Raw genomic sequence first — 20,191 nt, 5'->3', positions numbered from 1 at the left:
TTTCCCCGAGCGGCGCTCCCATGCAGAAGAATCAGTACGATCGCGACGAACTCCTGGCCTGCGGCTACGGCGACATGTTCGGCCCCGGCAACGCCCAGTTGCCGGTCCCCAACATGCTGATGATGGACCGCGTCCTGGAGATCAACAGCGACGGCGGCCAGTACGGCAAGGGCGAGATGATCGCCGAACTGGATATCAACCCCGACCTCTGGTTCTTCGCCTGCCACTTCCCGGGTGACCCGGTCATGCCCGGCTGCCTCGGCCTCGACGCGATGTGGCAGCTGGTCGGCTTCTACCTGGCCTGGCTCGGCAACCCGGGACGCGGCCGCGCCCTGGGCGTGGGCGAGGTCAAGTTCACCGGCCAGGTCCTGCCCACCGCGAAGAAGGTCACCTACCACATCGACATGAAACGGGTGATCTCGCGCAAGCTGGTCCTCGGCATCGGCGACGGCATCGTCAAGGTCGACGGCCGCCCGATCTACGAAGCCCACGACCTCCGCGTCGGCCTGTTCACCTCCACCGAAAACTTCTAGACCCACCGGCACCCGGCCCCTGCTTACTGCCATCAGGCCCGGGCTGGCCCCGGTTCGTCGCTGGTGTTTACGGTGGCTCGGGTCCGACGCCTGCCGGTTGCTGGCTGGCCATGGTTCGGCGCTAGGTGTTTACGGTGCCTTCGTCTGGCCGCCTGCCAGGCGCTCTCTCGCGAGCGCGCCGCGAGGTCCTTTCTTGCTTGTCCAAGAAAGGACCCAAAGAAGGGCACCCGGATTTCGCCCGGGAACCTCGCTCCGGACGCGCTGGGCCGGCGGCGCTGAACTCGCTACGCTGCGCTTCGCTCAGACATCCAGCGCCTTCTCCCGGCCCATCACGCCCTCCGCGAGGGGCTCCATACGGGAGGAGAAGGTCAAAACAGGTGGTATCCAGACACCAGTAACCAGCCCGCACCCCGTAGGGTGCGGTTGAGCGTAGCGAAACGCACTGTTTCCCGCGCCGTGCGAAACCCTGATGCGATTCGCTGCGCTCATCACATCCTACGCCCCCCGGCACCCGCTTCGCGGGTGCGGCACGCCATGGCCAAAGGCCGAGCGTGCCGAAGATGTATGAACACCTAGCCATCATCCATTGGTCATAGCGCCGGGATAGCCGTTTTTTGGACCTGCCTCCCCGTTGTCGTCGCGCCGAGTGGAGAGGCTTTTCGCGGGACGATTCTAAATAGACACGGGGCGCTGGATGTCTGAGCGCAGCCGCAGGCGCAGCGAGTTCAGCGCCGCCCGCGAAAAGCCTCGGAGCGAGGGAAACCCCGGCCCGCGCAGCGGGCCGGGGTCGCGGCAGTCGGGCGTGTTTCTTGGGTACTTCTTTGCACGAGCAAAGAAGTACCTCGCGGTGCGCTCGCGAGAGAGCGCGTGGCAGGCGGCGGACCGACGCCACCGTAAACACCAGACGATTAACCAGGCCCGGCCATTCGGCTCGAGAAACCGCGACAGTCGTCACTCGATCAGTCCTTTCCGGGCGCCCCGCCAAATGCATCGCGCAGCCAGCCACGCAGGGCGTCAAAGCCATGTTCCGCCCGCTCCGAAGGCGGCAGCATCCCCGGCACGAAGCCGCGCGCCCGGAACGGCTCCAGTAATTCCGGATCGCCCGAGATCACGTGGACCGGTACCGCCCAGCTGGCGTCCTGACCGGTAATCAGCGCGGCCGCCGGGTGATCGCCCAGCATGAAAAACAGCGTTTCCTCATCGGCAAACCGGGCGGCGTAGGCCCCGGTCACCTCCAGCGAGTAGCGCACCGACTCCGCGTAGTACTCGCGCACGCGACCAAAGTCCCGCCACAGCGTCTCCGGCGCGGGCCCCTGGTCGGCCCACTGGTCAAAGATCGCGCCATCCCCGATCGCATCCCAGTCCTCCAGCACCGGCAGGATCGGCGTCCAGGGCGCATGCGAACTGACCAGCCCCAGCATCGCGAACACCGCGTCTTCCGACGTCGCGCGCACCTCGCGCTCGAAGAACGACCAAGTGTATTGGTCCGGCATCGTGACCCAGAAAAACGGCGGCCCAGCGTAGTCGAAGTCGTACTTGTCCACGATCCGGTCCCAGCCGAACCACCGGCCCTCCGGCCAGTCAAGCTGGATCGCCGGCGCGAGCATGGCCGTGCGGTGCCCGGTCGTCTGGAAATCCTGCACTAGGGTATCGCGTGGCTCGGCCTGCAACGCGTCGTAGTGCCCGGCGTAGCGGACCTGCAGGCCCGACAGCAGCGAGGCCTGCGCCAGCCAGGATTGCCCGCCGGCGATCGGCGCCTCCAGCACGCCGGTCACCACGTGCAGGCCCGCGGCGTCGAGATCGTCGCCGATCGACTCGAGTCCCGGCACGATCACGGGCGCATAGCGCTCGTCGAAAACGGCGGATACGCCATAGGACTCCACCAGGCCCAGAATCACGTCGACCCCGGCAAGTCCCGGCAGCGGTTGTGCCCCGGCCTGCTCACGGCTTTGCTGCAGCCGCGCACGAAAGGCCCGGTTCTCCGCGATGGCGGCCTGCCCCGCCGCGATCTGCTGCTGCACCATCCCAGCCGCCGGCGCGACCGTTCCGGCGGGCGCCACGTCGCGCATGCCGGCGGCCGTACCCACCAGGCCAAGCGCCAGCAGCCCAACGGCAAGGGGCAGCGGCACCCGCCGCGCGCCTGCGGCACGGCTGCCCAGCGCATACAGCCCCCGAGCCGCTCCCCAGATCACCACGACCAGCCCGGCGATCAGGACGATGGCCAGCAACACCGTGGCCAGCGTACCGAGATTCCCGGTCACCAACTGGTACACCGCATCCAGCAGTATCCAGTCCTGGATCAGGTTGAGCGGCCGGGTCAGGCTGGCCCGGGTCAGGGCATCGAACAACGCCAGCACCACCAGCGCCAGCAGGAGCCCGCCCGCCAGCCACGCCAACCCCCGCGCCAGCCGGCCCGCCGGCAGAAGCGCGAACAGGCCCACCAGCAGCACGGCCTCCCAGGCCAACCAGTACGGTGCGAGTCCCGCGTAGCGCGGGATTTCCAGACCCAGCAGCACCACATTCAGCGCAACAAGGGTCAGCAGCAATCGCAGCATCGGCGCCCCGGAATCAGCGCCGAGCCGAACCGAAGGTCATTCGCTGCATCACGCCATCCCGACGCACGCGCCAGTGGAACAGCGCCACCGCAATATGGCCGAGCGCCAGGATCAGGATGGCCACCCCCAGCGCCTGGTGCCAGCCGAACAGGATCTCCGAAAGGGCTTCGTTTTCCGGGAACAAGCCCGGCAGGATCAACGGCCCCAGCTGGACCGGATAGCCCCCGGCCGCGGTCGCCCACCACCCGATCACCGGCATCACGATCAGCAGGACATAGAGCAGCCCGTGCACCACCTCCGAGCCAATCCGCTGCCAACGGGCGAGTGCCACCGCGTAGGGCGGCTTGCCATGACGCAGCCGCAGCCCGATGCGCACCAGCATCAGTGCCAGAATCAGCACCCCGAAGCTCTTGTGCCAGGTGTAAATGGTGTTGGTCGCATCCTCGCCGAAGCGCGCCTGCAACCCCTCGAAACCGAACCAGCCAATCGTCCCGCCGAGACTCAACGCGCCCAGCACCAATACCGCCACCAGCCAGTGCACCACCCGCTGGCCCCGGCTGTAACGCGGCCAGACACCGGAATCGTTGGTTGTTTGCATGTCGAAGACCTCCTCGTCGCTTCCTTCCCAGCGTAGCAGTCCACTCCGACGGCCGAACGCCGTGAGTACCCCCAAAGGTGTTATCCGAATGGTCGCGCCGTCGCAGTTCCACGCTACCCTTGTACGGATGAACCACACACCCCGTCCCGCGCCTTTTCGACCTCAAGCGTTCGAACCCGGCGGTATCCGCTGCCTGACCTTCGACCTCGACGACACGCTGTGGCCGGTGATGCCGGTCATCCATCACGCCGAGGCACGCTTCTATGCCTGGCTTCGTGAACAGGCGCCCGAGGTGTGCGAGCGCTTCGGTCCCGATGCCCTGATCCAGGCACGCACGGCCTTCATGCGCGCGGCCCCCGACCACGAGCGCCACGACCTGACCCGCCTGCGCAAGCGCTGGCTGCGCGAACTGGCCGAAACCTGTGGCTGCTGCCCGGAGCGTCTGTCGGGTGAAGGCTTCCAGGTGTTCTGGGAGGCGCGCAACGAGGTCACGCCCTATCCCGAGGCCCAGAATGTGCTGGCAACCCTGGCACGCCACTTCCGCCTGGGCGCGATCAGTAACGGTAACGCGGATGTCTTTCGCACGCCCCTCGGGCAGTACTTCGGCTTCGCCGTCGCCGCCGGCGAAGCGGGTGCGGCCAAGCCCGATCCGCATATCTTCGATCAGGCCCGCAAGCATGCGGGGATGGAGCCCGACGCCATCCTGCACGTCGGGGACGACAGCACGGCGGACGTCCTGGGCGCGCTGCAGGCCGGCTTCCGTGCCGCCTGGTTCAACCCGCAATCCCTCCCCTGGGAACACGGTCACCCCCGCCCCTGCCTGACCCTCGGCCGCCTCGGCCAGCTGCCCCGGCAACTCGGCATCGACACCTGACCCTGCGCACCACCACACCCGTGGGAGCCTGCTTGCAGGCGAAGCCCCTGCCCGCGTCCGACTCTGGCAGGGGCTTCGCCTGCAAGCAGGCTCCCACGCGGGCAGAACCGATGAAGGGGCCCATCCCATGCTCCGGGATTGGCTTTGGTCCGCGATTCTTCCAAACTGCGCCCATGATCCCGACCCCCTCCCCGCGTCCATGAAGCTCCTGTGCGTGGGCGACATCCATCTGGGCCGACAGCCGTCGCGCATCCCGCCCGCAGTGGACGAGGCGCTCGGCATCGCAAACCTCGGCCCGGCCGCTGCGTGGCGCCGCAGCGTCGACTACGCCGTGGAACAGGGCATCGACGCGGTGCTGCTGGCCGGCGACGTGGTCGAACAGGAGGACGACTTCTACGAGGCCTACCGCGACCTGAGGGCGGGTGTCGAGCGCCTGACCGAGGCGGGCATCCGGGTACTCGGCGTCGCTGGCAACCATGACGTCCGGGTCCTGCCACGACTGGCCGAATCCCTGCCGGCCTTCGAGCTGCTGGGGGCCGGCGGGCAGTGGGAAACCCGCGAGTTGCGCGGCCACGATGATCAGCGTCTACGGATTGCGGGCTGGTCGTTCCCCGAAGCGCGCGTAACCACCAGTCCGCTGGAAGGCGATTTTCCCGCCCCCACAGACTGCCCCACCGTCGGGCTCCTGCACTGTGATCGTGACCAGTCCCGCAGCCCGCACGCCCCCGTGCGCAGCAGCGACCTGGAGGCCGCCCCGGTCGAGGCCTGGCTACTGGGCCACATCCACCGCCCCGATCCGCTCGCCGCGCCCCGACCGATGGGCTATCTGGGCTCCCTGAGCGGCATGGATCCGGGCGAGCCCGGCCGCCATGGCCCCTGGTGTCTCGAGATCACCCCGGGCGGCGACCTCGCGATCGAGCAGATTCCATTGGCACCGCTGTACTGGCATACCCTCGAGATCGCCGTGGATGGCCTGCAGCAAGCGGCCGATATCCACCGCCGGGTGACCGAGGCACTGGGAGCCCTCCATGCCGAGCTGGAGACCTGGAGCCACAGGCCTGCGGCCGTCGGCTGCCGCCTGCGGTTGACCGGACGCAGCGATCAACGCCATGCGCTGGAGCGCAGCCTGTACGCCGACGACCCGCGCGCCACCCCGCAGGAACTCGGCGGCCGTTTGTATTTCGTCCATGACTGGCGCCTGGAGGCCCTGCCCGCCCTGGACCTGACGGAACTCGCCGCGGGCAGCGATCCCGCCGCATTGCTGGCCCGCAAGCTCCAGTTGCTGCAAGGCCCGGACAACGCGGCCCGCCGCGAACTCCTGGAGAAGGCCCGGGCTCCGCTCGCCCAGGTGATTCATGACCCGCGTTATCGCGCCCTCGCCCCGGAGGGCCCGGATGACGAGGCGATCGCCCGCCACCTGGAAGCGGCCGCCCTGCACGCCCTTGACCGGCTGCTGCTCCAGCGCGAGAGCGAAGCGTGAGGGCCGCATGAGACTGGACTCACTGGATATCGTCCGTCTGCCGGGCATCCATCCGGGGTTCCGCCTGGATGCCCTGGGGCCAGGCGTGAACGTGGCCATCGGGCCCAACGCGTCCGGAAAATCTAGCCTGGTGCGCGCCTTGCGAGCCGCCCTGTATGCCCAGGAACTGCGCCAGACAGGAGTCCACATCGAGGCGACCTTCGTCGACGCCCAGGGCCCGTTACAGGCCCATCGGCTGGGGACCGACTTGTCCTGGTCCCGCAATGGCGAACGCGTCGAGGCGCCCCCACTGCCGGATCATCGCTTCATCGACTGCTACACCCTGCGCATCGAGGATCTGCTGAACGCCGACCACGGCACCGAGCAGGAGATCGGCCTGCGCCTAGCCCGCGAACTGGCCGGTGGCTACGACCTGCCCACCCTGCGCGACGATCCCGCGTTGGCCCTGAAGACGACCCACGCCCGTAGCGAGTCCCAGGCTCTGACGGCTGCGGAACAGGAACTGCGCGAGCGCCGTCAGCAGCAACGCGGCCTGCAACACGACGAACAGCGCCTGACCGACCTGAAGGCGCAACGCCAGCAGACCCAGCGCGCTGCCCACGAGGCCGATCAGTACGAACGCGCCATGGACCTGCTGGGGGCCCGACGCGAACACCGAGACCTGGAGACCCGGGTGGCGGCCTTGCCTCCCGGTCTGGACAGGCTCCGCGGCGACGAACTGCAACGCCTCGCCCCACTCCATGACGAATTGCGACGCCTGGAACACGAACAACAACAGGCCCGCGAACGCCTGGAGGACGCTTGCCAGCGCCGCGAGGCAGCCGGACTGGCGGATCCCGAGCTGGATGCCGATCGCGTGGACGATCAACGCCCCGTGGTTCGCAGGCTGCTGGAGCTGGAGAGGGGGCTGGAGCAGACGACAAGGGAGCTGCACGCGGCCCAGGCGACACGGCACCAGGCAACCGAAGAACTGGGGGGCACGCCAGAGGCGATTCCGGCCCTGGACCCCGCCACGCTCCACTCGGTGGAACAGTCCCTGGAGACCCTGCGTGGGCTGCAGGCCGGCATCGCGCAACGGGAAGACGAACTCGCCTCTCTGCCTCCGACAGAGGACGCCCGGCCCACCCCCGACACACTGCGCCGCGGCCGCGACGAGCTGCTGCACTGGCTGGGGTCCCCGCGCCCCACCCCCTGGACCGGCCTGCGCCGGGTCGCCGCCGGGATCGCCCTGCTCGCGGCGGGCGGCGCCATTGGCACAGCGACGTTGCTGGTACACCCCGCCTTCGCCGTACTCGCGCTCCCGGTCGCCTGGGGCGCCTACATCGCCGCTCGCCCGGCGACCGACAACATACCCCGCGAGGCTGCGAAGGCACGCTTCCGCGATACCGGTCTGGCGCTACCCACGGAATGGGAGGCCGACGCGGTCCGCGAGCGCCTGGCCCACCTGGAGCGCGAACTGGAAACTGCGGAGGCCGCACGGCGAACGGCGGAGCGCCGCGCTCGACTCGAACGGGAACTGCAAGAGCGGCGCGCCGCACGCGAGCAGGAACAGGAACGCATGAAGGACATTGCCGAGCAGGTCGGCTTCGACCCGGGCTGCATGGATGCCTCGCTGCAGCGCTGGATCCACCTGACCACGAACCATGACCGGGCCCGCCAGGCCGTGAACACGGCCCGGGCGGAGCAGGGACGCCTGACAGCCGAGCTGGAGGCGACCCGGGCACCCGTCATGGCCTTTCTCACCCAGTATGCCGTGGCCCCTCCGGACTCCGAGCCTTCGGCGGATACCCTGGCCCAGCACCTGGACCGTCTCGCCGCCCGGCTGCAGACGCGGGACACCGCGCAGCGGGAGGAGAAGGCCGCCCAGCGCGAACTCGATCGCCTGCAAGCCGACGCGAACCGCACGCGGGAGCAGATCGCCGCCCTGTACGCAGCGGCCGGCCTGGAGAATGACGATGAGTCGACCCTGCGCGAAAGGCTGCGCCTGTGGCCCGACTGGCAGGAGCTAAGCGAGCAACTCGGTAATGTGCGCGAACGCGAACGCGAACGCCGCCGCCACCTCGAGGACCGCCCGGACCTACTGGAGGCGGTCGAGGCCGATGCCGCGGAACCCCTGGAATCGCAACTTCAGACCCTGCGCGACCAGGCGGCGGAACGCGACCGGCTGAGCGAGGAGATCGCCCGCATCGAAGCGGCCATCGACCGCGCCGGCCATGAACGCCAGCTGGAAACCGCCCGCGCCCGCCGCGAACTCGCCCGCGACGCCCTGACCCAGCGCCTCGACCAGGCCCTGTTCGCCACGGCCGGCAACTTCCTGCTGGACCAGGTCGAGATGGAACACGAACAGGCGGTGCAGCCCGCCGCCCTGCGCCAGGCCCGCGAGTGGTTCCGGCGCTTCACACGGCATCACTACGAACTTCAGTTCTCGCCCCATGCCTCGGCCCGGTTCAGCGCCCGCGAGACCGCCAGCGGGGCCACCCGCTCGCTCAGCGAACTCTCCAGCGGGACGCGGATGCAGCTTCTGCTCGCCGTACGCATCGCCTTTGCGCTGGAGGCCGAACGCGGGCGCAGCGCGCTCCCGCTCATCCTCGACGAGGCGCTGGGCACGGCGGACCCGGACCGTTTCCGGGCGGTGGCCGAAAGCCTGCAGGCACTGGCCCACGAGGCCGGCCGACAGGTCTTCTACCTGACCGCCCAGCCCGAAGACGCGCGTTACTGGCAGGCACAGGAGTCCAGCGTCGAGATCATCGACCTGGCCGCACGCCGCTGGGGGCAGCAAGCGTTGGGTAGCCACGAGCAGCTGAGCCTTCCGGAAACCGAAGCGGTACCCGCCCCCGGCAGCGACGCGCCCGAGGACTACGCGCAGCGGATTGGGGGCATTCCCCTGATCGACCCCTGGCAGGATCCGGCCGGTATCCATCTATTTCACCTGCTGCGGGACCGTCTGGAACTGTTGCAGCGTCTGCTGGAGCTGGGGGTGGATCGCCTGGGCGCGCTGGAGTCCCTGCTACAAGGCCCCGCCGACTCCCTGCTGGAACCCCCGGAATGCCAGACGCTGCAGGCCCGTAGTGAGGCCGCCCGCGCCTGGACTCGCGCCTGGCGCCAGGGTCGCGGCCGTCCGGTAGACCGCGAGGCCCTGGAGGCCTCCGAGGCGGTCAGTGCGACCTTCATCGACGCCGTCTCCGACCTGGCGAAGCAGCTGAACGGCAACGGCGAACAGCTCCTGCGCGAACTGGAGAACGGTACGGTCAAGCGCTTCCAGAGCAGTGCCCGCGAACGGCTGTCCGAATGGCTCACCGACAACGGCTATATCGACCCGAACACAATCCTGACCGAGACCGAGCTCGAACACCGCCTGATCGCGACCCTCAAACCGCACCATTCCACACCGGAGCGGGCCATCCGCGAAGGCCAGGCCCTGGCCCGCGCCCTGCAAGCCGGCTTGCACCCGCCCGCCTGAACCGCACGGGGACGAAAACGCCAGGCACCTCCTTGCCCTTCTTCGGGCGGTCGCCCCCACGGCGATGTTTCGGTGCTATTGTGGAGAGACAACGCTTCGTGACCCCGCCTCGCTGGCGACACCCCAATGGAGACCCTGCTGCCCTATGGCCAAACCGAACTACCAATACGAAAAGCGCCAGCGCGAGCTGAAGAAAGCCGCCAAGCAGGAAGAAAAACGCCAGCAGAAACGGGCACGCAATCAGCCGGATGACCCGTCCGGCGCCCCAGAGGACCCACCCCATGAAGACCATGGATCGTAAGCGCGACAGCAAGAAGAAGGCCGAAAAGACACTGATGGAGAAACGCACCGCCAAGGCGGAGAAGCGCAAACCCAAGATCTTTCTGCCCTGACCCACCCGTTTTGGAACGCACGACGCCGGCCTCCGGGGTTCCCCCAGGTCGGCGTCTTTCGTTTCGCCAACCCCGTACGCGCTTATGAAAATCCCCAAGATCCTCCAGCCGCTGATCGAAGACGGCGTCATTGATACCGTCCTCGGGCAGCTGCAAAGCGGCAAGGAGGCCAACATCTACCTCGTCCGCAGCGGGGGCGCGACACGCTGTGCCAAGGCGTACAAGGAAGCCAAGCATCGCGGCTTCCACAAACTGGCCGAGTATCAGGAAGGCCGCAAGGTCCGCGGCAGCCGCGATGCGCGGGCCATGGCCAGACGTGGGCGTCACGGCCGCGAGGTCGAGGAGACGCAGTGGAAGAACGCGGAAGTCGAGGCGCTCTACCGCCTTGCCGACGCGGGCGTTCGAGTGCCCGTCCCCTACGGCGTATTCGACCGCGTCCTGTTGATGGAACTGGTGCTGGACGCCGACGGCAACACCGCGCCCCAGCTGCACGAAGTCGAGCTGGACCCCGAGACAGCACGCGAGTGGTTCGCATTCATGATCCGCCAGATCCAGCGCATGCTGTGCGCCGGCCTGATCCATGGCGACCTGTCCGAGTACAACGTGCTGGTGGACGCGCACGGACCCGTCATCATCGACCTCCCCCAGGCCGTCAACGCCGCCGGCAACAACAGCGCATTCCGCATGCTGCAGCGGGACGTGAACAACATGCGCACAACCTTCGGCCGCGCGGACCCCACGCTGCTGGAGACGCAGTACGCCCACGAGATGTGGGACCTGTTCGCCAACGGTGACCTGACGCCGGAAACACCCCTGACGGGGCACTTTGTGCACAGCGAAGAGACCCCCGACGTGGATGGGGTGCTCGACGAGATCGAGGATGCGCGACTGGAGCACGAGGCCTTGCTGGCCGCCCTCGACCCGACCCACCCCGACAACCAATAGGCGGCTGTCCGCGCGATTCTACCGAGCCTGGTCAGGATCGAAGCTCTTTGGCGGGGGCCCTTCGCCTGCAAGCAGGCTCCTACGAGGGCAGACCCGATAGGAGCCTGCTTGCAGGCGAACCAACGGCGGTTCGGAAGCGCTCAGGGGGCCCTCTGGCCCGCGAAGGATGGGGCTAGTCAGAAGTCCGCTTGCGCGTTACACGCGGGCCGTGCCCGAAAAAAAGGCGTCCACGCGGTCCAGGTCCTCGGGGGTATCCACGCCAGGCGGGTGCGCCTCGGCCCGGCGACCGACCTGGATCCAGGCCCCCATGTCCAGCGCGCGTAGCTGTTCCAGCTGCTCCAATTGCTCCAGCGGCGCGGGCGGCTCGGCACTCATGCGCCGCAGGAAGCCGGCGCGGTAGGCATAGAGCCCCAGGTGCCGGATGGCATGGTCGACCGAGGGCCGCTGCCCCGCCCGGCGCGCCTCGCGGTCCCAGGGGATCGGGGCGCGCGAGAAATACAGGGCCCGGCCGTTGCGGTCGGTCACCAGCTTCACCTGGTTGGGGTCGGCCAAATCCTCCGCGCAGCGGATCGGCACGCCCAGGGTGGCCATATCCGCTTGCGGGGTCTGTTCGAGCAGGGCCGCCAGGTCATTCAGCAGCGCCCCCGGGGTGAGCGGTTCGTCGCCCTGCAGGTTGACCACGATGGACTCGTCGCCCCAGCCCTCGGCGGCGGCCACAGCCGCGATGCGGTCGGTGCCGGAAGGGAGCGCGGGATCGGTCAGGAAGGCCTCGACGCCGCACTGGCGCGCCACCGCCAGGATGCGTTCGTCATCCGCGGCGACGATCACGCGGGTGGCGGCGCTCTCCTGCGCACGGCTGATCACATGCGCAATCAGCGGGCGCCCGGCCACCGCAGCCAGCGGTTTGTCCGGCAGACGGCTGGAGGCCATGCGTGCCGGTATTACCACAACGAAGCCCGTCATGCGGATGCTCAGGCCTCGCGCCAGCGTTCCTTCTCGTCTTCGGAGAGACTGCGCGCCTCGTCCTCCAGCATCACCGGGATGTCGTCCCGGATCGGATAGGCGAGACCGGCGGAGACGGAGATCAGCTCCTGATTCTCGCGATCGTACTTGAGCGGACCCTTGGTAACCGGGCAGACCAGAATATCGAGCAGACGCTTGTCCATGCATTACCCCAGGTGTTTGAGCCGACTGACCGTCTCCAGACGCGCGAGTAGCGCCGGCTCGAAAGTGGTTGGCAACCGGGCCGCGATCGGCCAGTACCAGTGATTATCCTGCGCAAACGACCGGCATTTTACGGCATCCTTCTCTGTCATCAGAACCGGCAACTCGTCATCGAAGCGGATCTGATGCGGCAGGAAACGATGGTGATCCGGAAACGGATGCCGAATGATACCGATCTTCGCTTCTTCGAGGGTGCGGAAGAAGCGCTCCGGATCCGCGATCCCGGCGATGGCGTGGGCATCACGCCGGGCAAAGCGGTGGGGCTTGCGCGCCTCCTCCGCCCCGTCCACCCGCTGCAACCGACTGGACGGGACCAGTTCCATCGGGATCTCGCCGGGACCCGGCTCGCCACCGGTCACGATCACGAAATCGGCCCGTTCCCGGGCCCGCTTCGGCTCCCGCAACGGCCCCGCCGGCAGACAAAGCCCATTGCCGAAGCGGCGTCTCCCGTCGACCATCAGGATAGTGATATCGCGCGGCAGGCGGTGATGCTGCATGCCGTCGTCCGCGATCACCACATCCACGCCCTGATCGGTCAGCGCCCGCGCCCCGCGCACCCGGTCGCGGTCCACCTGCACCGGGACGCCCGTGCGCCGGGCGATCAGCAACGGCTCGTCGCCCACCACCACCGGATCGGAATCGGCCGTCACCGCGATCCCGGCCACATCCCCACGCCCGCCATAGCCGCGACTGACAATGCCGGGGTGATAGCCAGCGGCGCGCAGGCGCTTGGCCAGCCACACCGTCATCGGTGTCTTCCCGCTGCCGCCCAGGGTCAGATTGCCCACCACGATCACCGCGCGCGCCGGGATGGATATATCGCGCCGCGCCTGCTCCTGCCGCTGGCGATTCCACTCGGCAAGCCCGGCGTAGGCCAACGACAACGGGAACATCGCGGCGGCGAACGGCCCGCGCTGGCTCCACTGATCCCACAACCGGGCGCTCAGCCACGCCTGAAACGACCCCATGACTACCAATCCCAGACCTGCTGCAGAACAGCATCGAAATTGGCATCCACCTGGCGCCGCTCGTCCCAGAAGCGCCGCCGCGCCGCATCCCCCTGCTGACGCCGCGCGGCCGGGTCCGCGCTCAACCGCTGCCAGGCCTCCAGTACCGCGGTGGGTTCGCCCAGCACCGGGCAGGGCAACGCCGCCGCCGAGGCCTCGCCCAGGCTCACCGCCGCCCCGCCGGCCAGGCCCTGCCACAAGGCCTGGCGATCCGAGGCCGCGAGATGCACCGCATGGGCGGCACTGGCCGCAGCGGCAAACCAGCGTCGGTCATCCAGATGCAGGATGGTCCCTGGCGCCAACGTCGAACGATCCCAGGCCGAGACCGCCAGATCCGCGCCGGGCAGCCCGGCCTCGGTCGCATCCCCGCGCAGGCTCGCCAGCAGGATATCGCTCTGCCCCCGGCCAGAGGCCTGCCAGGCCGTGCGCCAGGCGGGCCATTGCTCCGACGTGCCGTGCCACCACCACAGGCGCTCCACGTTACCTCCGACCAATGCGCGCAGGACCACATCGGCCTGGGCCTCGACAAATCGCGCCTGCGGGTCGGCGGGCGCCAGTGCGGCTTCGAACGCGGCCTCCGGCCACGCCTGCGCCCCGGCCGGATCGACCGGCCAGTGGCGCACGACCGGAGGCACGGCCCGGGCGGGCGGACCCGTATTGACCGCGATCACCGGGACCTCGGCCGCCTCCAGGAGATTCGTCGGGGCCTGGCCGCCGGCCAGCAGGATGCCATGGGGCTGAAAACGCTCGAGCACCCGGCGCACCACCCGCGGGCGATCACAGGGGCCATAGCCCACCCCCACCTTGCGAAACGGCTGCATGTGTCGTTCAAAGAGCTCCGGGTAGTCCTGCTCGAAGGTCAGGACGATGCGTACATCCTGGCGCTTGTCGCGCACCGCGCCGAGCAGTTCGATCCCCAGGCGCACCTCCTCGGGCGTGCCGCCGGCCTTGATCCAGACCAGCCGCCCCCGCTCGTCGGGTGGCGTCAGGAAGCCCCGACGGGCCCGCGCACGGTTCCCCTCACCGCGACGATAATCGCGCCAGGTCGCGCCCCAGACCGCAAACCGCCGAGCGCCGTAACCTCCTGCATCACCCCGCATCCCCCACCTCCTCGCGGAACTGGAGGCGGTGCAGGAGCGTGTAAACCCCGCCGAGGGCAATCAACTCGTCGTGCCGTCCGGTCTCGACCACACGGCCGTTATCCATCACCAGAATACGGTCGGCGCCCTCGACAGTGGACAGACGGTGGGCAATCACCAGCGTGGTACGGGTGCTCACCAGTGCGTCCAGAGCGGCTTGCACCTGACGTTCGGATTCGTTGTCCAACGCCGAGGTCGCCTCGTCCAGGATCAGTATCGGTGCATCCCGAAGCAGCGCCCGGGCGATGGCCAGACGCTGGCGCTGGCCGCCGGACAGCCGTGTGCCATTCTCGCCGACCAGGGTCTGCATCCCATCCGGCAGGCGATCAATGAACTCCAGCGCATGCGCCGCCCGGGCAGCCTCGCGGATCTCCGCCTCGCTCGCCTCGGGCCGCCCGTACGCGATATTGGCTGCGACTGTATCCGCAAAGAGGGTCACGTTCTGACCGACATAGGCGATCTGACGGCGCAGGTCGCGCAGACGGATCGTCTCGAGGTCGTGACCATCCAGCACAATGCGGCCCTCGGTCGGGTGATAGAAACGTGGCAGCAGGTTGACCAGGGTGGTCTTGCCACTGCCCGAGCGGCCGACCAGCGCGACGTTCTCGCCCGGCTTCACCTCGAAGGAGACCGCCTTCAACACGTCCGGGCCTTCCGGACCGTAGCGAAAAGCGACGTCGTCGAACACCAGGTGCCCCTCGGCACGATCCAGCGGTACGTGCCCCGTGTCACGTTCCGGTGTCTCGTCCAGCACGGCGAAGATGTTCTGCCCGGCCGCGATCCCGCGCTGCAGGGTCGCATTGATCATCGAAAGCCGGCGAATCGGGCTCAGCAACAACAGCATCGCGGTCAGGAATGACACGAAGGTGCCCGCAGTGACGGTGTCATCGCCGAAATCGGAGGTCGCCACCCAGATCACGAAAGCCAGTACTGCCGCCACCAGGAACTGGATGGTCGGGGTATAAGCGGCCTTGATACCCTCCATACGCATGTGCAGGCGGCGATTGCGCTCATTGATGTCCTCGAAGCGCTCGCGCTCGTAGGTCTCGCCACCGAAGATGCGCACCACCCGGTGGCCCTCGATCACCTCCTGCGTCACGTGCGTCACGTCGCCCATGTTGTACTGCAGGCGATGCGAAATACGCCGGAAGTGCTTGGTCACCACCCGCACCAGAATGGCCATCACCGGCGCAATAACCAGGATCGTGAGGGTCAGGCTCGGGGTCAGCCAAAACATCCATGCCAGCAGCGCGATAATCGTCAGGGTGTCCCGCACCAGGGTGCTGAAGCCGTCCGTGGCGGCCGTCGCAACCTGCTCCACGTTGTAGGTCACGCGTGAAATCAGCTCGCCGCTGCTCTGCTCCTGAAAGCGCTGCACCGGCATGTGCAACAGACGCTCGAACAGCTCCTCGCGCAGGCGCTTGACGACTTGCCGCCCGACGTAGCGCATCGCGTAGACCGAACCGAACTCGGCCACGCCCCGGATCAGAAACAAGCCGATCAGCACCACCGGAATCCACGGAATCAGCGGGTGTGAATCACCCTCGGCGAACGACTCGTCCATCAGCGGCTTCATCAGCGCGGCAAAGCCCGCTTCGGTCGCCGCCATGCCGAGCATCGCCACCGTCGCAATCGCCAGCAGCGGCCAGTAGACAAAGGCGTAGCCAAGCAGGCGGCGATAAACCGCCCAGCCGGAGTCGAGGTGCTGTGGGTGCGGGTCGTCAGTCGTCATCGGCGGCATCACCCAGGGTGGCGATGGAGACCGAGGTGATACCCAGGCGGCCGACGACATCCAGCGCGCGCACCACCGACTGGTGGGTGGCATTGGCGTCCGCGCGGATCAGCACCGGGTCGTCCTCGCGGCCCTCGCGGGCCTCTGAGAGCACACGCTCCAGGGTCTCGGCGCGGCGGTTGATCAGTTCCTGGCCGTTGATGAAGTAGTTGCCGTTCGCGTCCACGATGATGTCGATCCACGCGCGCTCCACGGCCTCGGCCTCGCGGTCGGCCGAGGGCAGGGTCAGCTCGATGTCCGCGTGCTGATCGAAGGTGGTGGAGACCATGAAGAAGATCAGCAGCAGGAACACCACATCGATCAACGGCGTCAGATTGACGCCGGGCTCTTCCTGCCGGCTTGGCGTACGGAAGTTCACGCCTTGGCCCCGCCCTCGACCACACCGGCCTCGCGCTCGCCATGGATCACCTCGACCAGCTTGGTGGCCTCCTGTTCCATCTCCAGCACCAGTTCGTCAATGTGGCCACGGAAGTAGCGATGAAAGGCCAGTGCCGGGATGGCCACGCCGATCCCGGTCGCGGTGGTAATCAGGGCCTGCGAGATGCCACCGGCCAGATCGCGCGGGCTGCCGACGCCGATCTCGGTGATCACGGTGAACACCTCGATCATCCCGACCACGGTGCCCAGCAGGCCCAGCAACGGGGTAATCATCGAGATCGTGCCCAGCGTGTTCATGTAGCGCTCGAGCTCGTGGGCCACGCGGCGGCCAGCCTCTTCAATGCTCTCCTGGGTGATCTGGCGGGCGCGGTCATGGGTCGCGAGACCCGCGGCCAGGATCGCGCCCAGCGGGGAGCCCGCACGCAGACGCTGGATATCGTCCAGCTTGAGTCCCTGCGTACGCATCTGCTCCCACACCGAGGTCAGCAGGCGCGGCGGCACGACCCGCGAGCGGCGCAGCGTCCACAGCCGCTCCAGCACGATGGCCACGGCCAGTACGGAACACAGCAGGATCGGCAGCATCAGCCACCCACCCGCTTGTACGATCTCCAGCATGCAATTCCCCTAAAGTATCGAAGCGCGTCAGGCGCGCCGGAACACGGCCATGGATTCCACGTGCGCAGTGTGCGGGAACATGTCCATGATCCCGGCCCGCTCCAGGCGATAGCCATGATGATGCACCAGGCGCTCGGCGTCACGGGCGAGCGTCGCCGGGTTGCAGGACACATAGACCAGGCGTTCGATCCGCTGCGGCGCCAGGGCCTCGATCACCGCGGCCGCGCCGGTACGCGGCGGGTCCAGCAGCACACGGTCGAAGTCCTCGCGCAACCAGGCGGCGCTCTTCAACGCCTCGACATCGTCCAGGTCTGCGCGCTCGTAGCGGGTATTGGCGATGCCCTGGTCACGGGCATTCGCACGCGCCCGCGCCAGCATCGCGTCGTCCACCTCGACGCCGACCACTTCGCCCTCGGTCACGGTCCGTGCCAGCGGCAAGGTAAAGTTGCCCAGCCCGCAGAACAGGTCCAGCACGCGCTGTCCCGGTTGCAGGTCCAGCGCCTCCAGGGCCTGCGGCACCATCTTGCGGTTGATCTGCGCGTGCACCTGGATGAAATCGGTCGGCATGAAGGGCACCGACACGCCGTAGTCCGGATGGCGGTAGATCAGCGGCTCGATCGGCCCGGCCAGCGGCTCCACCGTGTCCGCTCCGCCCGGCTGCAGATACACCTGGATGCCCTCGGCCTCGGCCCAGTCGGACAGGCGCTGGGTATCCGCCTGCGACAACGGATCGAGGTTGCGGAAGATCAACGCCACGCGCTCGTCGTCATCCACCGCGACCTCGATCTGCGGCAGACGGTCGCGCGCCTCCAGCCCGTCCATCAACTCGCGCAGCGCCTGGATACGCCCACCCACCGCCGGGTGCAGCACCTCGCAGTGGGTCATCTGGGCGAGATACGGGCTGCCGCGCTCGCGAAAGCCGACCAGCACCCCGCCCTTCTTCGGCACGTGCTTGGCGCCCAGCCGCGCAGTGCGGCGATAACCCAGGGTGTCGGCGGTCAGCGGCTCGAAGTGCGCCTCCGGCGTCACGTGGCCGATGCGTTCCAGCGCGTCGAACAGGGCCTGTTCCTTGATTTCACGCTGGGTCTCGACCGAGGCGTGCTGCAGCTTGCAGCCACCGCACAGGCCGAAGAACTCGCAGGGCGGCTCGACCCGGCCCGCGGCCGGTTCCAGCACGTCGACCACCTCGGCCGTATCAAAACGGCGCTTGCGCCCGGTCTGCACCGCCATCACGCGCTCGCCCTTCAGCACGCCGTGGATGAAGCAGGCCTTGCCCTCGCGACGGATCACGCCCTGGCCGTCCAGGGTGACCTCCTCAATCCGGGCCTCGAACGGGGTCTTGTCGATGCGTGCCATCAGGTGTCGGTCCCGGCAGGCTGCCAGGCGTCGAGGAATTCACGGTGGTGCGCCGCACCACTGCCCTCCAGGTACTCGGCCAGTTGCTGTTGCCGGCTGGCCAGGGCGGCGTCGGTCAGGTTGCCGCGCATGTATTCGAAGCGCAGCCAGACCAGATAGGTATTCAGCACATCGTGCTCGACATAGTCGTGGATCTCGTCCTGACGCCCGTCGCGCCAGGCCGGCCAGACCTTCGAGCCATCCATGCCCAGCTTGCCGGGGAAGCCGAGCAGGCTGGCCATCATGTCGAGGCTGGTGACCGCGCGGCCCTGGAAGCCCGCCAGCACGTCCATCAGATCCACATGGCGCCAGTGGAAGCGCGACAGGTAGTTGTTATAGCGAAACTCGCGGTCGTCGTTGCCCTGCTCCCAGTAGCGCGGGGCCTGCACGCCGTTGACCAGCGCGCGGTAATGCAGCACCGGGAGGTCGAAGCCGCCGCCGTTCCAGCTAACGAGCTGTGGCGTGCGCTTGTCGATCACGTCAAAGAACTGCCGCAGCAGTTCGGCCTCGGAGGGCGTCTGGCCGTCCTCGCCCTCGCGGCCGAAGGCGGAGAGCTTCAGCGCATCGCCGCCCTGATAGAGCACGCCGATCGACACGATGCGATGCAGCGGATGCTTGAGGAACTCGGAGCCGGTCTGGGCACGGCGCAGCGCGAACAGCGCCTCGGCGACCTCGTGATCGGCGAGCCCCTCGAAGTCGTGCAGGCGGCGCGCGCCCTCGATATCCGGGACCGTCTCGAGATCGAAAATCAGGACCGGGGCACTCATGCGGGGAACACGCCGGTGGAGATGTAGCGGTCGCCGCGGTCACAGATGATCGCGACGAAGGTCCCACCCTCGGTCTGCGCCGCCAGCTTCAACGCCGCGGCCACCGAACCACCGGAAGAGACCCCGGCGAAGATGCCTTCTTCACTCGCCAGCCGATGCATGGTCTCCTCGGCCTCCTCCTGGGTCACGTCCACGGTCTGGTCCACCCGCGAGGCCTCGAAGATGGTCGGCAGATAGGCCTCCGGCCAGCGCCGGATGCCGGGGATGGACGCCCCCTCGGCCGGCTGCACGCCGACGATCTGCACCTCCGGATCGCGCTCCTTGAGATAGCGCGACACGCCCATGATGGTGCCGGTAGTCCCCATCGCGGAGACGAAGTGGGTCACCGTGCCCTCGGTGTCGCGCCAGATCTCCGGCCCGGTGCCGATGTAATGCGCATCCGGGTTGTCGGGGTTGCCGAACTGATTCAGCACCCGGCCCTTGCCCTCGGCCTCCATGCGGTCCGCCAGGTCACGCGCGCCCTCCATGCTCTCCTCGCGCGAGACCAGCACCAGCTCGGCGCCGAAGGCCTTCATCGAGGCGCGGCGCTCGGCGGACATGTTGTCCGGCATCACCAGGATCATGCGATAGCCCTTCATCGCCGCGACCATCGCCAGCGCGATGCCGGTGTTGCCGCTGGTCGCCTCGATCAGGGTGTCGCCGGGCTGGATGTCGCCGCGGCGCTCGGCCGCCTGGATCATGTTCAGCGCGGGCCGGTCCTTGACCGAACCGGCGGGGTTGTTGCCCTCGAGCTTCACCAGCACGGTGGACGGCAGGTCTGCCGCCATGCGCTGCAGGCGCACCAGCGGCGTATTGCCGACAAAGTGCTCGAGGGTCGGGAAGGATTCCGGATGCAGGCGTTTCTTCATGCGCGCAGAGTATAACGATCGGACCCGATCCATGCCCATGCACGCTCGCCCCGTCATCGCGAGCCTCCGCAGGGACCAGTGTTTTTCAGTGCACCGTCATCGCGAGGAACGAAGCGACGTGGCGGCCCC

The 20,191-nt window shown here is 68.0% G+C and carries 17 protein-coding genes and 1 pseudogene; 5 read left to right on the top strand and 13 right to left on the bottom strand.

All coding sequences use genetic code 11. The features are described 5' to 3' along the window. Nucleotides 1–20 precede the first annotated feature (20 nt). Complete coding sequence (fabA, locus tag D573_RS0108170) at nt 21–533, top strand: 3-hydroxyacyl-[acyl-carrier-protein] dehydratase FabA (protein ID WP_018146069.1); 513 nt, start codon at nt 21–23, stop codon at nt 531–533. A gap of 300 nt (nt 534–833) precedes the next feature. Here the strand turns inward: fabA and D573_RS14980 are convergent. The 3 genes and pseudogenes from D573_RS14980 to D573_RS0108160 all read right to left on the bottom strand — a co-directional run bounded on the left by D573_RS14980 (nt 834) and on the right by D573_RS0108160 (nt 3,686). Continuing rightward, a pseudogene (locus D573_RS14980) lies at nt 834–1,116 on the bottom strand (hypothetical protein). Between the two features lie 376 nt (nt 1,117–1,492). Further along, nucleotides 1,493–3,088: a hypothetical protein gene (locus D573_RS0108165; RefSeq protein WP_018938487.1), complete on the bottom strand. Its 1,596-nt coding sequence runs from the start codon at nt 3,086–3,088 to the stop codon at nt 1,493–1,495. Between the two features lie 13 nt (nt 3,089–3,101). After that, nucleotides 3,102–3,686, bottom strand: a complete 585-nt coding sequence (locus D573_RS0108160) for a cytochrome b (RefSeq protein ID WP_018938486.1) — start codon at nt 3,684–3,686, stop codon at nt 3,102–3,104. A 127-nt stretch (nt 3,687–3,813) separates the two neighbouring features. Here D573_RS0108160 and D573_RS0108155 point away from each other — a divergent pair, with 127 nt between their 5' ends. From D573_RS0108155 to D573_RS0108135, 4 genes are all read left to right on the top strand, one after another. Then, nucleotides 3,814–4,560: an HAD family hydrolase gene (locus D573_RS0108155; protein ID WP_026287967.1), complete on the top strand. Its 747-nt coding sequence runs from the start codon at nt 3,814–3,816 to the stop codon at nt 4,558–4,560. A gap of 199 nt (nt 4,561–4,759) precedes the next feature. Further along, a complete protein-coding gene (locus D573_RS0108150) occupies nt 4,760–6,040 on the top strand; it encodes a DNA repair exonuclease (protein ID WP_018938484.1) in 1,281 nt (426 codons plus the stop codon). Between the two features lie 7 nt (nt 6,041–6,047). After that, the gene (locus D573_RS0108145; RefSeq protein ID WP_018938483.1) at nt 6,048–9,500 is read left to right on the top strand and encodes an AAA family ATPase; all 3,453 of its coding nucleotides are present in this window, start codon (nt 6,048–6,050) and stop codon (nt 9,498–9,500) included. A gap of 476 nt (nt 9,501–9,976) precedes the next feature. Then, the gene (locus D573_RS0108135; RefSeq protein ID WP_018938482.1) at nt 9,977–10,837 is read left to right on the top strand and encodes a PA4780 family RIO1-like protein kinase; all 861 of its coding nucleotides are present in this window, start codon (nt 9,977–9,979) and stop codon (nt 10,835–10,837) included. A gap of 195 nt (nt 10,838–11,032) precedes the next feature. Here the strand turns inward: D573_RS0108135 and kdsB are convergent, their stop codons facing one another. The 10 genes from kdsB to cysM are packed head-to-tail and all read right to left on the bottom strand — an operon-like array spanning nt 11,033 to nt 20,062. After that, complete coding sequence (kdsB, locus tag D573_RS0108130; protein ID WP_018938481.1) at nt 11,033–11,800, bottom strand: 3-deoxy-manno-octulosonate cytidylyltransferase; 768 nt, start codon at nt 11,798–11,800, stop codon at nt 11,033–11,035. Nucleotides 11,801–11,808: 8 nt separating this feature from the next. Then, a complete protein-coding gene (locus D573_RS0108125; protein ID WP_018169424.1) occupies nt 11,809–12,003 on the bottom strand; it encodes a Trm112 family protein in 195 nt (64 codons plus the stop codon). 3 nt (nt 12,004–12,006) lie between these two features. Beyond that, on the bottom strand, nt 12,007–13,029 hold the full coding sequence (gene lpxK, locus D573_RS0108120) for a tetraacyldisaccharide 4'-kinase (protein WP_018938480.1): 1,023 nt from the start codon (nt 13,027–13,029) through the stop codon (nt 12,007–12,009). Between the two features lie 2 nt (nt 13,030–13,031). Further along, nucleotides 13,032–14,168, bottom strand: coding sequence for a glycosyltransferase N-terminal domain-containing protein (locus D573_RS0108115; protein ID WP_018938479.1), 1,137 nt, complete (start codon nt 14,166–14,168; stop codon nt 13,032–13,034). Continuing rightward, nucleotides 14,158–15,939 (bottom strand): lipid A export permease/ATP-binding protein MsbA, encoded by a 1,782-nt coding sequence (gene msbA / locus D573_RS0108110; RefSeq protein WP_019568513.1) that lies wholly within the window; start codon nt 15,937–15,939, stop codon nt 14,158–14,160. Before msbA ends, D573_RS0108115 begins: the two co-directional genes overlap by 11 nt. Further along, complete coding sequence (locus D573_RS0108105) at nt 15,929–16,357, bottom strand: biopolymer transporter ExbD (RefSeq protein WP_018650355.1); 429 nt, start codon at nt 16,355–16,357, stop codon at nt 15,929–15,931. Before D573_RS0108105 ends, msbA begins: the two co-directional genes overlap by 11 nt. Further along, nucleotides 16,354–16,992: a MotA/TolQ/ExbB proton channel family protein gene (locus tag D573_RS0108100; RefSeq protein ID WP_018938477.1), complete on the bottom strand. Its 639-nt coding sequence runs from the start codon at nt 16,990–16,992 to the stop codon at nt 16,354–16,356. Before D573_RS0108100 ends, D573_RS0108105 begins: the two co-directional genes overlap by 4 nt. A gap of 27 nt (nt 16,993–17,019) precedes the next feature. After that, nucleotides 17,020–18,348, bottom strand: a complete 1,329-nt coding sequence (rlmD, locus tag D573_RS0108095; RefSeq protein WP_018938476.1) for a 23S rRNA (uracil(1939)-C(5))-methyltransferase RlmD — start codon at nt 18,346–18,348, stop codon at nt 17,020–17,022. Next, nucleotides 18,348–19,154, bottom strand: a complete 807-nt coding sequence (locus D573_RS0108090) for a 3'-5' exonuclease (RefSeq protein WP_018938475.1) — start codon at nt 19,152–19,154, stop codon at nt 18,348–18,350. Before D573_RS0108090 ends, rlmD begins: the two co-directional genes overlap by 1 nt. Next, nucleotides 19,151–20,062 (bottom strand): cysteine synthase CysM, encoded by a 912-nt coding sequence (cysM, locus tag D573_RS0108085; RefSeq protein WP_018169418.1) that lies wholly within the window; start codon nt 20,060–20,062, stop codon nt 19,151–19,153. The genes D573_RS0108090 and cysM overlap by 4 nt, the downstream gene beginning before the upstream one ends. Between the last annotated feature and the right edge of the window lie 129 nt (nt 20,063–20,191).

Source organism: Thioalkalivibrio sp. AKL9 (assembly GCF_000377825.1).
GTDB lineage: Bacteria > Pseudomonadota > Gammaproteobacteria > Ectothiorhodospirales > Ectothiorhodospiraceae > Thioalkalivibrio > Thioalkalivibrio versutus.
This window is presented reverse-complemented; position numbering and strand designations above follow the sequence as displayed.